The sequence below is a fragment of the Crenobacter luteus genome (assembly GCF_004345725.1).
Classification (GTDB): Bacteria; Pseudomonadota; Gammaproteobacteria; order Burkholderiales; family Chromobacteriaceae; genus Crenobacter; species Crenobacter luteus.
The window spans coordinates 103,206-117,346 of sequence record NZ_SLXG01000005.1 but is presented as its reverse complement, the minus strand read 5'-3'; the positions used below and the strand labels follow the sequence as shown (position 1 = coordinate 117,346).

The 14,141-nt window shown below is 69.6% G+C and carries 12 protein-coding genes; 9 read left to right on the top strand and 3 right to left on the bottom strand.

The features are described 5' to 3' along the window. Positions 1-32 precede the first annotated feature (32 nt). The 4 genes from EV683_RS05090 to EV683_RS05075 all read left to right on the top strand — a co-directional run bounded on the left by EV683_RS05090 (position 33) and on the right by EV683_RS05075 (position 2,900). The gene (locus tag EV683_RS05090) at positions 33-941 is read left to right on the top strand and encodes a D-hexose-6-phosphate mutarotase (RefSeq protein ID WP_131862065.1); all 909 of its coding nucleotides are present in this window, start codon (positions 33-35) and stop codon (positions 939-941) included. Positions 942-1,073: 132 nt separating this feature from the next. Then, on the top strand, positions 1,074-1,358 hold the full coding sequence (locus EV683_RS05085) for a glycine zipper domain-containing protein (RefSeq protein WP_066610555.1): 285 nt from the start codon (positions 1,074-1,076) through the stop codon (positions 1,356-1,358). Between the two features lie 199 nt (positions 1,359-1,557). Next, positions 1,558-2,328, top strand: a complete 771-nt coding sequence (locus EV683_RS05080) for a sulfite exporter TauE/SafE family protein (protein WP_131862064.1) — start codon at positions 1,558-1,560, stop codon at positions 2,326-2,328. Positions 2,329-2,468: 140 nt separating this feature from the next. Then, positions 2,469-2,900: an acyl-CoA thioesterase gene (locus EV683_RS05075; RefSeq protein WP_066610551.1), complete on the top strand. Its 432-nt coding sequence runs from the start codon at positions 2,469-2,471 to the stop codon at positions 2,898-2,900. Positions 2,901-3,043: 143 nt separating this feature from the next. Here EV683_RS05075 and mnmC read toward each other — a convergent pair whose 3' ends face one another. Both mnmC and mnmH read right to left on the bottom strand, forming a co-directional pair. Next, positions 3,044-5,026: a bifunctional tRNA (5-methylaminomethyl-2-thiouridine)(34)-methyltransferase MnmC2/FAD-dependent 5-carboxymethylaminomethyl-2-thiouridine(34) oxidoreductase MnmC1 gene (gene mnmC / locus EV683_RS05070; RefSeq protein ID WP_131862063.1), complete on the bottom strand. Its 1,983-nt coding sequence runs from the start codon at positions 5,024-5,026 to the stop codon at positions 3,044-3,046. A gap of 28 nt (positions 5,027-5,054) precedes the next feature. Further along, the gene (gene mnmH / locus EV683_RS05065) at positions 5,055-6,095 is read right to left on the bottom strand and encodes a tRNA 2-selenouridine(34) synthase MnmH (RefSeq protein WP_131862062.1); all 1,041 of its coding nucleotides are present in this window, start codon (positions 6,093-6,095) and stop codon (positions 5,055-5,057) included. A gap of 20 nt (positions 6,096-6,115) precedes the next feature. On the opposite strand from mnmH, the gene selD reads away from it, so the two are divergent. The 5 genes from selD (at position 6,116) to EV683_RS05040 (ending at position 12,513) form a co-directional block, all read left to right on the top strand. After that, entirely contained in the window at positions 6,116-7,156 is a 1,041-nt protein-coding gene (selD, locus tag EV683_RS05060) for a selenide, water dikinase SelD (RefSeq protein WP_131862061.1), read from the top strand. A gap of 69 nt (positions 7,157-7,225) precedes the next feature. Then, positions 7,226-8,929: a glutamine--tRNA ligase/YqeY domain fusion protein gene (locus EV683_RS05055; protein ID WP_131862060.1), complete on the top strand. Its 1,704-nt coding sequence runs from the start codon at positions 7,226-7,228 to the stop codon at positions 8,927-8,929. A 134-nt stretch (positions 8,930-9,063) separates the two neighbouring features. Further along, positions 9,064-10,434, top strand: coding sequence for a cysteine--tRNA ligase (gene cysS / locus EV683_RS05050; RefSeq protein WP_066610540.1), 1,371 nt, complete (start codon positions 9,064-9,066; stop codon positions 10,432-10,434). A gap of 113 nt (positions 10,435-10,547) precedes the next feature. Then, positions 10,548-10,763, top strand: coding sequence for a 50S ribosomal protein L31 (gene rpmE / locus EV683_RS05045; RefSeq protein WP_066610537.1), 216 nt, complete (start codon positions 10,548-10,550; stop codon positions 10,761-10,763). 100 nt (positions 10,764-10,863) lie between these two features. After that, positions 10,864-12,513, top strand: a complete 1,650-nt coding sequence (locus EV683_RS05040; protein WP_131862059.1) for an ArnT family glycosyltransferase — start codon at positions 10,864-10,866, stop codon at positions 12,511-12,513. A gap of 63 nt (positions 12,514-12,576) precedes the next feature. Here EV683_RS05040 and EV683_RS05035 read toward each other — a convergent pair whose 3' ends face one another. Then, a complete protein-coding gene (locus tag EV683_RS05035; protein ID WP_066610533.1) occupies positions 12,577-13,992 on the bottom strand; it encodes an alanine/glycine:cation symporter family protein in 1,416 nt (471 codons plus the stop codon). Positions 13,993-14,141 lie beyond the last annotated feature (149 nt).

Sequence of the window (14,141 nt, the reverse complement as noted above, 5' to 3'; positions counted from 1 at the left end):
CGCTCCTCCGTCGTCGTCGCGAAAGTCTCCGCATGTCTGCCATCGAACCCGATTTTCTCCCGCCCGAAGTGGAAAGCCTGACGCTGGGCGAGCTCGCCTGCTGGCGGGTGCGCACCGGTTCGGCCGAGCTGCTGCTGGCCCGGCAGGGCGCGCAGATCCTGGAATACCGCCGTCACGGCGAGCCGCCGCTGATCTGGCTCAGCGAGCAGGCCGCGTTCCGGCGCGGCGAGGCGGTGCGCGGCGGCGTGCCGGTCTGCTGGCCCTGGTTCGGCGACCTGGGGCGCAACCCGGCCGAGGTTGCTGCGCCGCGCCCGGACGACGCGCCCTTCCACGGCCTCGTCCGTACGCTGGACTGGACCCTGGTCGAGGCCGTCGCCGACGCCGACGGGGTCGCGCTCGCCTTCGAGCTCGCGCCGCAGGCCTTGCCCGGCTGGCCGCCGGCGACCGCGCTGCGCCTGGCCATCCGCGTCGGCGAGCGGCTCGAGCTTGCGTTGAGCAGCCACAACCGCGGCACGGCGCCGGTGGTCATCAGCCAGGCGCTGCACAGCTATTTCGCCGTCGGCGACGTCGAGGCGGTCCGGGTCGAGGGGCTGGAAGGGTGCTCCTATATCGAGACGCTGGACGGCTGGCAGCGCCGCCGCCAGGACGGCGCGCTGTCTATCTCCGGCGAGACCGACCGCATCTACCTGGACCTGCCGCCGCGGCTGACGCTGGTCGACGAAGCCTGGCGACGGCGCCTGGTGCTCGAGGCGAGCGGCTCGCGTTCGGCCGTGCTCTGGAACCCGTGGCTCGACAAGGCGCGCCGGCTGTCGCAGTTCGCCGACGACGCGTGGCGACGCATGCTGTGCATCGAGACGGCCAACGCGATGGACGACGTCGTCCGTCTCGCGCCGGGCGCGCGTCATACGCTGGGCCTGACGCTCACGAGCGCGCCGCTTTGATCGTGGGGCGCGACGCGGTCAGCCTTTCGAGTGGCCGCGTCTTTCTCAACAATTGCTAATAGTTATTTACACCTGCCGACCGACCTTCCGCGTTACGATCGGCACATTGTCAAAGCCGCGAGACGTAACGCGATGAAAAGAAAACTGTTTGCCTCCCTGTTCCTGACGCTTTCCCTCGCCGCCGGCGTCGCCCACGCCGGCAGCGGCTCGACCATTCTCGGCGGCGCGCTCGGCGGCGCGGCCGGCGCGGCGATCGGCGAATCGGTCGGCGGCCGCAACGGTGCCGTGATCGGCGGCGCGATCGGTGGCGCCACCGGCGCGGCGATCGGCCACGACTACGGCCGCAAGCCGGAAACCCGCTACGTATACAAGAAGAAACGCCACGGCCACCACAAACGCTGGCACCGCCACCACTGAGCGGCGGCGTGCACGAAACGGCAAGCGGGGGACGAGGTCCCCCGCTTTTTATTGTCGGAGCACCAATCTGGCCGTTTCTTTATCTATGAAATAGATATTACATATCTGAATAAAAGGTAAAGAAAACGGTCTAAAGCGTTATAACCGCTTCGGTTAGCATCCTCGAATCAAAAGCGAATAAGACGCGAGGAGCGCGATAGTGGAGTTGGGATACGTGGTCGCCGGCCTGGTGGTCGGTTTCATCGTGGGTTTGACCGGGGTCGGCGGCGGTTCGCTGATGACCCCGATCCTGCTGTGGTTCGGCATCAGCCCGGCCACCGCGGTCGGCACCGACCTGCTGTACGCGGCGATCACCAAGGCCGGCGGCGTCGTCGCCCACCATCGCCAGAAGCATATCGACTGGAAGATCACCGGCTGGCTGGCCGCCGGCAGCGTGCCGGCCGCCGCGCTGACCCTGGTCGGCCTGTCGCTGCTGACCTTCGATACCGAGGCGGTCAACGGGCTGATCCGCTTCACGCTCGGCCTCGCGCTGATCCTGACTTCGCTGGCGCTGCTGTTCAAGCCGCAGATCCTCAAGTGGGTGTCGGCTCATCGCCCGGTCCGCGCCGACGCGCCGCCGCCGGTCGCCGCCACCGTCGCCACCGGCGTGCTGCTCGGCGTGCTGGTCACGCTGACCTCGATCGGCGCCGGCGCGCTCGGCACCGTCGCGCTGTTCGCGCTGTTCCCGCTGCTGCCGACCGCGCGCCTGGTCGGCACCGAGATCGCCCACGCGGTGCCGCTGACGCTGGTCGCCGGCCTCGGCCACGCCAGCATGGGCAATATGGACTACCACCTGCTGGGCAACCTGCTGCTCGGCTCGCTGCCGGGCATCTGGATCGGCTCGCACCTGACCCGCCAGTTGGCCGAGCGCTGGCTGCGCCCGATGCTCGCCTGCATGCTGGTGCTGGTCGGCGCCAAGCTGGTTTTCTGACCGCCGCGAGGCCGCGTGCCGCGACGCGACAACCCCGGTCCTGCGACCGGGGTTTTTCGTGCCCGGTACTTGGGGTGGAACGCTACCGCGCGTTACCATGTTGCGCCGCAAGGCGGAACCATACGACAAGGGGCTCAACAATGGACAAGCACTACCCGGTGGTCGCCGAGGGGCGCATCGTGATGCGCTGGGGCGACATGGACGCGGTCGGCCACGTCAACAACACCACCTATTTCCGCTACCTCGAGCAGGTGCGGCTCGACTGGCTCGAGTCCTTCGGCTACTCGATCGACCCGGCCGGCACCGGTCCGGTGCTGGCGTCAACCGGCTGCAGCTTCCGCAAGGAGCTGGTCTACCCGGGCACGCTGCGCATCACCATCGAGCTGGAAAAGCTCGGCAAGAGCAGCCTGAAGATGCGCCACCGCTTCTTCCGCGAGGAAGACCCGCACACCGTCTACGCGACCGGCGAGGTGGCGCTGGTGTGGGTCGACTACGCGAGCGGCAAGCCGGTGCCGGTGCCGGACGACATCCGCGCCGCGCTGGCGATCCACGCCGACGCCTTGCCGGCCTGAGCGCGCCTTGAGCGCGACGAAAAAGCCCCGCGCGATGCGGGGCTTTTTCATGCGTCGGCCTTGAGCGGGCGCAGGGGCGGGCAGGCTGGGCCGGAGCCGGTCGCGCGGCGGCGGACGGGGCAGGGCGCGTCTTGTCCGGACGCTCAGGCCGAAGCGGGCTTGCGCGGCTTGCCGCGCATCAGCGCGCGGATCGCGAAGCGGTTCGGCGACAGCGCGTCGACGAGCGCGCGCGACACCGGCATCGGCTCGTTCTCCAGATAGGCCGCGACGATCTCGGCGCACAGCGGCGCGGTGACCATGCCGCGTGCGCCGTGGCCGGCGTTGACGAACAGGCCCGGCAGCCACGGCGCCGGGTCGGTCAGCTTGAGCGTCGCGTCGTTGGCGAGCGCCGCGTAGACCTCGGCCAACCTTGCCGCGTCGGCGAGCGGGCCGACCAGCGGCAGGTAGTCGGGCGTGGTCGCGCGCAGCGCCGCGCGGCCGGGCAGCGTCTCGACGTTGGCCGAGCTCGCCGCCAGCGCGCCGGCGAGCGCGGGCGCGAGTTTTGCGAGCATGTCGAGGTTGCCGCGGTGCTCGTCGGGCGACAACGCGTTGTCGGTGCGCTCGAAGTTGAAGCTCGCGCCCAGCGTGTGCCGGCCGCGCCGGGCCGGCGCGATATAGCCCTCGCCGCACAGCACGGTTGTCAGCGGCGCGGATTCGGAGGCCGGCAGCTCGCTGACCTGGCCGCGGATGGTTTTCAGCGGCAGGTGGGCGGTCGCCGCGTGGGTTTTCGTGTCGGCCGCCTGGCACAGCACCACCGCGTCGGCCTCGGCCAAGGTGCCGGCCGCGCCGTGCGCGATCCAGCGGTTTTCCCGATATTCGAGTTCGAGCACGCCGTTCGCGGCGCGCACGTCGACGTTCGGGTGGGAGGCGAGCGCGGCGACCAGCGCCGGCGGGTGCAGCCAGCCGGCCTCGGGGAAGAACAGCCCGTCCTGATCCAGCGCCACGCCGGCCAGTTCGCCCGCCTCGGCGGCGCTCACCGCCCGGGCGAAGGTCTCGGGCAGGCCGGCCGCGGCCAGGCCTCGCAGGCGTTTGGCCTCGGCGTCGTCGTAGGCCAGCTGCAGCACGCCGCAGGCCTGCCAGTCGTCGGGCGCGTCGGCCAGGTGGGTGTCGAGCACGCGCCGGCTGTAGCAGAGGCCCGCGAGCAGCAGCCAGGTCAGCGGCGTGAAGTGCGGCGACAGCTTGCCGTACAGCACGCCCTGCGGGTTGCCCGAGCCTTCCTGCGCTAGCGCGTCGTGCCGCTCCAAGAGAGTCACGCGCCAGCCGCGCGCGGCGAGGCTGGCGGCGGTGGCCGCGCCGGCGACGCCGCCGCCGACGACGATCGCGGTCCTGTCCCGCGCGAAGAGCGCGGGGCGGCTATACCACGGCGCGCGCCACGCGGCCTCGGGCGGCGCGGTCAGCACGCCGCGGCTCATCTCGCGCTTGTGGCCGTAGCCGGCCACCTTTTCGACCGCGAAGCCGGCGTCGCGCAAGCCGCGCCGCACGAAGCCGGCGCTGGTGAAGGTCGCGAAGCTCGCGCCGGGCGCCGACTTTTGCGCCATCAGCGCGAACAGTTCCGGCCGCCACATCTCGGGGTTTTTCGACGGCGCGAAGCCGTCGAGGAACCAGGCGTCGACTTCGCCGTCGAGTTCCGGGTAGCGCTCGAGCGCGTCGCCGACCATCAAGGTCAGCGCGACGCGGCCGTTATCGAATACGAAACGGTGAAAGCCGGGCGGCAGGCTGCGGTACTGTGCGAGCAGTTGGCCGGACAGCTCGGCCAACTCGGGCCACAGGGCGAGGGCGCGGATCAGGTCGTCGCGCGACAGCGGGAATTTCTCGACGCTGACGAAGGCCAGCCGCGCGGTATCGGGCGCGTGCTCGCGAAAGCTCTGCCAGGCGGCGAGGAAGTTGAGGCCGGTGCCGAAGCCGGTTTCGCCGACGGTGAAGACCTCGCCGTCCGCGAGCGCGGCGAAGCGCTCGGGCAGCCGGTTGTGGTCGATGAACACGTGGCGGGTTTCGGCCAGGCCGCTGGCGCGCGAGAAGTACACGTCGCCGAAGGTTTCGGAGAAGGGCTGGCCGTCGTGCCAGGCGAGGGTGGCGGTGGAACTCATGGTGTCGGGCGTGAAGGTTGGCCGAGCCTCAGGCGGGCAGGGCGGCGGCGGCCTCGGCCAGCGCGGCCGGCGCGAGGCTTGGGAGCGCGAGCGTCGGCGCGGCGGCGAGCGCCGGGTAGGAGCGCGTCATCGAGCGCCAGTAGAGCGGGTCGTAGTGGCGGCTCAGCAGCTGCTCGACCAGCTCGGCGAAGCGGCCGGCGCGCGCCAGCTCGAACCAGCCGGCCAGCACCTCGTTCGGGTACAGGCCCTTGAGGAAGCCCAGCTGCCTGACCAGCGACTCGGGGTCGGCGAGGTAGAAGGCGTAGTCCTCCTGCAAGAAGCGCACCCGCTCGGCGAGCGGCACGTCGACGAGCAGGCAGTCGGCCGCGTGCATCGCGGCGAACAGCGCGTCGGGCAGCGCGACGTTGCCGATCTTCTTGCTCTCGGACTCGATATAGACCGGGCGCGCCGGGTCCAGCCGCTGGAGTTCGGCCAACAGCAGCGAATCGAAGCCCTTTTGCGCCGGCTGCGGCGCGTCCGGCAGCTTGCCGAGCACCGAGCCGCGGTGGCGCGCCAGCCCTTCGAGGTCGAGCACCTGGCGGCCGGCGGCGGCCAGCGCGGCGAGGAAGCGGCTCTTGCCCGAGCCGGTCGGCCCGCAGACCACGGTGAAGCGGAAGGCGGCGGGCAGGACGGCGAGCCGTTCGAGCACGTCGCGCCGGTAGGCCTTGTAGCCGCCCTCGAGCTGCTGCGCGCCCCAGCCGATCTGCGCGAGGATGGTCGTCATCGCGCCGCTGCGCTGGCCGCCGCGCCAGCAGTAGACCAGCGGTTTCCAGTTCTTCGGCCGGTCGTGTAGCACGGTGTCGAGGTGGTGCGCGATATTGCGCGCGACGATGGCGGCGCCGACCTTGCGCGCCTCGAACGGCGAGACCTGCTTGTACAGCGTGCCGACGCGCGCGCGTTCCGCGTCGGAAAACACCGGGCAGCTGATCGCGCCGGGGATGTGGTCCTCGGCGTATTCGGCCGGCGAACGCACGTCGATGATTTCGTCGAAACGGGCGATCTGTGCTACGTTAGCGGTCTTGAAAAGCATGGAAAATCGGGGAATCGACGATGTCGGAAGTGAAGTTGACGCAATTGTCTCACGGCGGCGGATGCGGCTGCAAAATCGCGCCGTCGGTGCTCGAGGCCATCCTCGGCGACGCGCGCGAAAAGGGCGTGTTCCCGAACCTGATGGTCGGCACCGAAACCAGCGACGACGCGGCGGTCTACAAGCTCAACGACGCGCAGGCGCTGATCGCGACCACCGACTTTTTCATGCCCATCGTCGACGATCCGTTCGACTTCGGCCGCATCGCCGCGACCAACGCGCTGTCCGATATCTACGCGATGGGCGGCAAGCCGATCATGGCGCTCGCCATCGTCGGCATGCCGGTCAACACGCTGCCGGTCGAGACCATCCGCAAGATCCTCGAAGGCGGCGAGGCGGTGTGCCGCGCGGCCGGCATACCGGTAGCCGGCGGCCACTCGATCGACGCGCCCGAGCCGATCTACGGCCTCGTGGGCATGGGCCTCGTCCACCCGGACAAGGTCAAGCGCAACAGCGACGCGCGCGCGGGCGACGTGCTGATCCTCGGCAAGGGGCTGGGCGTCGGCGTGCTCGCGCAGGCGATGAAAAAGGGGCTGCTCGACGACGCCGGCTACGCGGCGCTGGTCGCGTCGACCACGCAGCTGAACACCGTCGGCGCCGAACTGGGCGATTTGGCCGGGGTGCACGCGCTGACCGACGTCACCGGCTTCGGCCTCTTGGGCCACCTGCTGGAAATCTGCCGCGGCGCCGGCGTCGGCGCCGAGGTCGATGTCGCCGCCGTGCCGGTGATCGCCGAGGCGCTGACCTTGGCCGAGCAGGGTATCGGCCCGGGCGCGATCGAGCGCAACCTGGCGAGCTTCGGCCACGCGGTCGACTTCGCCGCCTCGGTGCCCGACTGGCAGCGCCGCGTGCTGGCCGACGCGCAGACCAGCGGCGGCTTGCTCGCCTCGGTCGCGCCCGAGGACGCCGACGCGGTGCTGGCGCGCTTTCACGCGGCCGGCTTCGGCTACGCGCGCGTAATCGGCCGTCTCGTCGACGGCGCGCCGCGCGTTGCGGTGCGATAAATCGGGTAAAATGCGCGCCTACCCCTCGTCATGCCGCCGGGTTCCCGGCGGCGCATTGAAGCGAACAATATGAGCGACAATCACGCCAAGCCGGCCGCCGACGCGGTCGAGGTCAAGCACTTCATCAAGACCATCATCGAGAACGACCTGGCCTCGGGCAAGCACGACCGGATCGTCACCCGTTTCCCGCCGGAGCCGAACGGCTATCTGCACGTCGGCCACGCCAAGTCGATCTGCCTGAACTTCGGCATCGCCGAGGAGTTCGGCGGCGTCTGCCACCTGCGCATGGACGACACCAACCCGGAAAAAGAGTCCGACGAGTACGTGCAGGCGATCAAGGAAAGCGTCGAGTGGCTCGGCTTCAAGTGGGACGGCGCGGTGCGCTTCGCCTCCGACTACTTCGACGCGCTGTACGACTACGCGGTCGAGCTGATCGAGGCCGGCAAGGCCTTCGTCTGCGACCTGAGCGCCGACGAGATGCGCGAATACCGCGGCAGCCTGACCGAGCCGGGCCGCGAGAGCCCGTACCGCAACCGCTCGGTCGAGGAGAACCTCGACCTCTTCACCCGCATGAAGAACGGCGAGTTCCCGGACGGCAGCAAGACGCTGCGGCTGAAGATCGACATGGCCAGCGGCAACATCAACCTGCGCGACCCGGCGATCTACCGCATCCGCCGCGCGCACCACCATCGTACCGGCGACAAGTGGTGCATCTACCCGATGTACGACTACACGCACTGCATCTCGGACGCGCTCGAGGGCATCACGCACAGCCTGTGCACGCTGGAGTTCGAGGACCACCGTCCGCTGTACGACTGGGTGCTCGACAACATCAGCATCGGCTGCCACCCGCGCCAGTACGAGTTCTCGCGCCTCGAGCTGATGTACGCGCTGACCTCCAAGCGCAAGCTCAACCAGCTCGTCACCGAAGGTCGCGTGTCCGGCTGGGACGACCCGCGCATGCCGACCATCGCCGGCATGCGCCGCCGCGGCTACAGCCCGGCCGGCATCCGCCTGTTCGCGCAGCGCATCGGCGTGTCCAAGAGCGAGAACGTGATCGACTTCCCCATCCTGGAAGGCGCCGTGCGCGACGCGCTCGAATCGGAGGCGCCGCGCGTGATGGCGGTGCTCGACCCGATCAAGGTCACGCTGAGCAACTTCGACGCCGCCGTCACCGCCAGCCGCAGCGCGCCGTTCCACCCGCACCACCCGGAATTCGGCGAGCGCGAGGTGCCGATCGCGCGCGAAATCTACATCGACCGCGACGACTTCGCCGAGGTGCCGCCGCCGAAATGGCAGCGCCTGACCGCCGGCGGCGAGGTGCGGCTGCGCTACAGCTACGTGATCCGCTGCGACGAGGTGATCAAGGACGCCGACGGCCGCGTGATCGAGCTCAAGTGCTCGATCGACCACGACACGCTGGGCAAGAACCCGGAAGGCCGCAAGGTCAAGGGCGTGATCCACTGGGTGAGCGCCGAGCACGCGGTCGCGGCCGAGGTGCGCCTCTACGAGCGGCTGTTCACCGAGCCGCGCCCGGACGCGGTGCGCGGCGCGGACGGCGAATACGTCGAGTTCCTGCAGTTCCTGAACCCGGAATCGCTGAAGGTCGTCACCGGCTACGTCGAAGCCTGCGTGAAAGACGCGGCGCCCGAGACGCGCTTCCAGTTCGAGCGCGTCGGCTACTTCGTCACCGACCGCCACGACCACCAGCCGGGCGGCAAGGTGGTGTTCAACCGCACCGTCGGCCTGAAGGACACCTTCAAAGCGGCCTGACGGTTCCCCCGCGGGGCTCGGCCAACCTGGTGCGTCCAAAGGTTGGCCGAGCCTGTTTTCCGGGCGCGCCGGCCGACGCCGGGCGCCGTGTTACACTGCAACGTTTTCCAGTCCCCCGAATGGCGACCGCACCGATGCTGACCCTGTTCAACACCCTGTCCCGACAGAAAGAAGTCTTCCAACCGATCGAAGCCGGCAAGGCGCGCATGTACGTATGCGGCATGACGGTCTACGACTACTGTCACCTCGGGCACGCGCGGGTGATGGTGGTGTTCGACATGGTCGCGCGCTGGCTGCGCGCGTCGGGCTACGACCTGACCTACGTGCGCAACATCACCGACATCGACGACAAGATCATCCGCCGCGCCGCCGAGAACGGCGAGTCGATCGGCGCATTGACGCAGCGCTTCATCGACGCGATGAACGAGGACAGCGACGCGCTCGGCATCGTCCGTCCCGACCACGAGCCGCGCGCGACCGAGCACGTGCCGGGCATGATCGCGATGATCGAGCGGCTGATCGCCAACGGCAAGGCCTACCCGGCGTCCAACGGCGACGTCTACTACGCGGTGCGCGAGTTCGACGGCTACGGCAAGCTGTCGGGCAAGAGCCTCGAGGACCTGCGCGCCGGCGAGCGCGTCGACGTTGACCCCAACAAGCGCGACCCGCTCGACTTCGTGCTGTGGAAGGCCGCCAAGCCGGGCGAGCCGAGCTGGCCGAGCCCGTGGGGCGAGGGCCGTCCGGGCTGGCACATCGAGTGCTCGGTGATGAGCGAGAAACTGCTGGGCGAGCACTTCGACATCCACGGCGGCGGCGCCGACCTGCAGTTCCCGCACCACGAGAACGAGATCGCCCAGTCCGAGGGCGCGCACGGCCACGGCTTCGTCAACTACTGGCTGCACAACGGCTTCATCCGCGTCGACAACGAGAAGATGTCCAAGTCGCTCGGCAACTTCTTCACCATCCGCGAAGTGCTGCAGAAGTACGACGCCGAGGTGGTGCGCTTCTTCATCCTGCGCGCGCACTACCGCAGCCCGCTGAACTACTCCGACGCGCACCTGGACGACGCCAAGCATTCGCTGACCCGCCTCTACACCGCGCTCAAGACCACCCAGCCTGCCGACGTCGCGATCGACTGGGCCGAGCCGCACGCGGCGCGCTTCAAGGCGGCGATGGACGACGACTTCAACACCGTCGAGGCGATGGCGGTGCTGTTCGAATTGGCCGGCGAGGCGAACAGGAGCGGCTCGGCCGCTCAGGCGGGCCTGTTGAAGTCGCTGGGCGCCGTGCTCGGCCTGTTGCAGCGCGACCCGGTCGAATTCCTGCAGGGCGGCAGCGTCGAGGGCGAACTGTCGGCCGACGCGATCGAGGCGCTGATCGCCGCGCGCCGCGCGGCGCGCGCCGCGAAGAACTGGGCCGAATCGGACCGCATCCGCGACGAATTGACCGCCGCCGGCGTCGTGCTCGAGGACGGTCCGCAGGGCACCACCTGGCGCCGCGCGTAAGGGCGGGCGGGACGGGCCCGCGCCCGGCTTGCCAAGCGGCGGGCTTGGGCGGATAATGGCGCGTTTCAGTAGCACAGGCAAAACCCCTGTGCCCGTTTGCATAAGGAAAAGCGATGAAAGCTGGTATCCACCCGAACTATATCGACGTCAACGTGACCTGCTCCTGCGGCAACAAGTTCGTCACCAAGTCGACCATGGGCAAAGAAGCCTTCCACGTGGAAGTGTGCTCCGAGTGCCACCCGTTCTACACCGGCAAGCAGAAGATCGTCGACACCGCCGGCCGCGTCGACAAGTTCAACCAGAAATTCGGCGGCTTCTTCAAGCGTTGATCCGCTCGAACCGCTACGCAAAAGGCAGCCTCGGCTGCCTTTTTTGTTGCCATCGTTTGCCGCGTGCGCCGCGCGCGGGGCGCGCGGTTATCATATCGACATGCTGACTTTCTCTCCCGACCGCGCCGGCCTGCCGCAGCCGACCGAAAAACCGTGGCTCCTCCTGTTGCTGACCTTCGTCTGGCTGTGGCCGGGCATCCTCGGCCACGACCCGTGGAAGCCGGACGAGCCCTTCGTCCACGCGGTCGTCGCGCACATGCTCGGCAGCGGCGACTGGCTGACGCCGACGGTGAACGGCCAGCCCTACCTCGACGCGCCGCCGCTGTATTACTGGGTCGCCGCCGCGTTCGCGCGCGTTTTTTCGCCGTGGCTGTTGCCGCTGCACGACGCGGCGCGGCTGGCGACGCCGCTGTTCATGGCGATCGGGCTGACCTTCGCCGGCATGGCCGGGCGCGAGCTGATCGGCCGTCGCCACGGCCGCAGCGTGGTGCTGATCCTGATCGGCTGCCTCGGCCTGCTGGCCACCGGCCACCAGATGACGCCGGCGGTGGCCGGCTTCGCCGGCTTTTCGATTGCCTTCTACGCGCTCGCGCTGTCGCCGCGCGCGCCCGGGCTCGCCGGGGCGCTGCTCGCGGCCGCGCTGGTGGTCACCTTCCTGTCGACCAGCCTGCTCGAAGTCGCGCTGCTGGCGATGACGGCGCTGATGCTGCCGGCCTTCTCGGCCTGGCGCAACAAGGGCTACGCGCTCACGCTCGCGCTGGCGCTCGCGCTGGCCTTGCCGGCCTCGGCGCTGTGGCCGTGGCTGTTCGCGCAGGCCGAGCCGGGCGCGTTCGCGCAATGGTGGCACGGCAAGGCGCTCGGCCCGCTCAACGGCTTCGGCCGTGTCGGCTTCTTCCACGAGTTCGGCTACTACCCGAAGCTGGTGATCTGGTACACCTGGCCGGCCTGGCCGCTGGCGGCCTGGACGCTGTACCGCAGCCGGCGCTTCGACGAACCGGTGCTGCAGCTGCCGCTGTTGTGCTTCGCGGTGACGCTGATCCTGTTGACGCTGTCGGACCGCCAGCACGCGACCTACGCCCTGCCGCTGCTGCTGCCGATGGCGACGCTGGCGGCGGTCGAGCTCGATACGCTCAAGCGCGGCGCGGCGGCTTTCCTCAACTGGTTCGGCCTGATGACCTTCGGCTTCTTCGGCCTGCTGATCTGGGCCGGCTGGGCGGCGATGAACTTCGGCTGGCCGGCCAAGTTGGCCGAGCGCGCCGCCTACTTCAGCCCCTACTACCAGCCGCAGGTGTCGTGGCCGGCGGTGGCGGCCGCGCTCGGGGCGACCGCCGTCTGGCTGTGGGCGGTCACGCGCCGCCACCTGCGCGGGCGGCAGGCGGTGACCAACTGGGCGGCCGGCATCACGCTGTTCTGGGGGCTGGCGCTGACGCTGTGGCTGCCGTGGCTGGACGCCGCCAAGAGCTACCGGCCGGTGGTCGAGCGGATGACGGCGGCGTTGCCTGCCGAGGCGCGCGCCGCCTGCATCGCGACCGAGGAGAACAACCGGCTGGCGCGGCTGTCGTGGCGCTACTACGGCGGTCTGGAGCTGACGCCGTTCGCGCGCGGCGCCGAGCCGCCGTGCGACTGGCGGCTGGCGATCCGCAGCCGGCGCCAGGCTCTGGCCGAACCCGGCTGGCAGGTGGTCTGGCAGGGCGGGCGGCCGCGCGACAAGGACGAGCGCTACGTGCTGCTCGGCCGGCTGCCGCGCTGAGGCGGCCGGCACAACAAAAACGCCCCGCGATCCGCGGGGCGTCGTGCTTTTCGGGCGGGCGTGTTACTTCCAGGCGCCCGGCTTCAGCTTGGCCAGCAGTTCCGGGTAGGCCTTGACGTCGAACACCGGCTCCTTGACGCCGGCCTTGAGCTGGCGTTCGAAGTCCTTCTGCACGATGAACACGTACTTGGACAGCAGCACGATGGCGGCGAGGTTGATCAGCGCCATCAGGCCCATCGACAGGTCCGCCATGTCCCACACCAGCGGCAGGCTGCCGACCGAGCCGAAGAACACCATGCCGAGCACCATCAGCCGGAACACCAGCAGCACCGTCGGGTGCTTCTTGATGAACTCGACGTTGCCCTCGGCGTACGCGTAGTTGCCGATGATCGACGAGTAGGCGAACAGGAACATCGCCACCGCGAGGAACTCGCCGCCCCAGCCGCCGACCTGCGATTCGATCGCCTTCTGCGTCAGCTGCACGCCGCTCAGACCGGTGCCGTGCACGTCGGACAGCAGGATGATCGCCGCGGTGCAGGTGCAGATGACGATGGTGTCGACGAACACGCCGAACATCTGCAGCACGCCCTGGGTCGCCGGGTGGCGGGTGGTGGCGGTCGCCGCCGCGTTCGGCGCCGAGCCCATGCCGGCCTCGTTCGAGAACAGGCCGCGCTTGATGCCGAGCATCATCGCCTGGCTGACGGCGTAGCCGGCTGCGCCGCCGGCGGCCTGCTCGAGGCCGAAGGCGCTACGGACGATCAGCGCGATCACGCCGGGCAGGTCGGTCAGGTGGACCGCGACGATGTAGACCGTCAGCGCGATATACATCAGCGCCATCACCGGCACCATCCACTCGGCGACGCGGGCCACCGAGCGCACGCCGCCGAAGATGATCGGCGCGGACAAAATCACCAGCGCGACGCCGACGGCGGTCTTGTCCCAGCCCCAGGCGCCTTCGGTCGCGGCGGCGATCGAATTCGCCTGCACCGCGTTGAACACCAGGCCGAAGGCGAGGATCAGGCACAGCGCGAAGGCGACGCCGAGCCAGCGTTGGCCGAGGCCCTGCTGGATGTAGTAGGCCGGGCCGCCGCGGAAGGTGTTGTCGCCGTGGCTGACCTTGAACAGCTGCGCGAGCGTCGACTCGGCGAAGGCGCTGGCCATGCCCAAGAGGGCGGTCATCCACATCCAGAACACCGCGCCGGGGCCGCCGACCGCGATCGCGATCGCGACGCCGGCGATGTTGCCGGTGCCGACGCGGCTGGCGAGGCCGGTGGCGAAGGCCTGGAACGGCGAAATGTCGCGCGCGCTCTGGTGGGCGCGGCCGCCCATCATCTGGCGGAAGCCCTGCGGCAGCAGGCGCAGCTGCGCGAGGCCGGTGCGGGCGGTGAAGTAGAGGCCGGCGCCGATCAGCAGGTAGATCAGCACATTGCCCCACAGGAGGCCGTTGGCCCAGTTGACGAATTCATGCAGGAATTCCATGTAGCTCCTTGATGCGCGGTTGGTATTGCATGGCCGGTTTGGCGACCGGTCTGGGAGGGGCGGCCGCACGATCGGTGCGGGCGCGCGCCACGCCGTGCGGCGCCGCGCCCGGCCGGGTGGGCCGGGGCGCGGCGGCACGGGCATGGAGG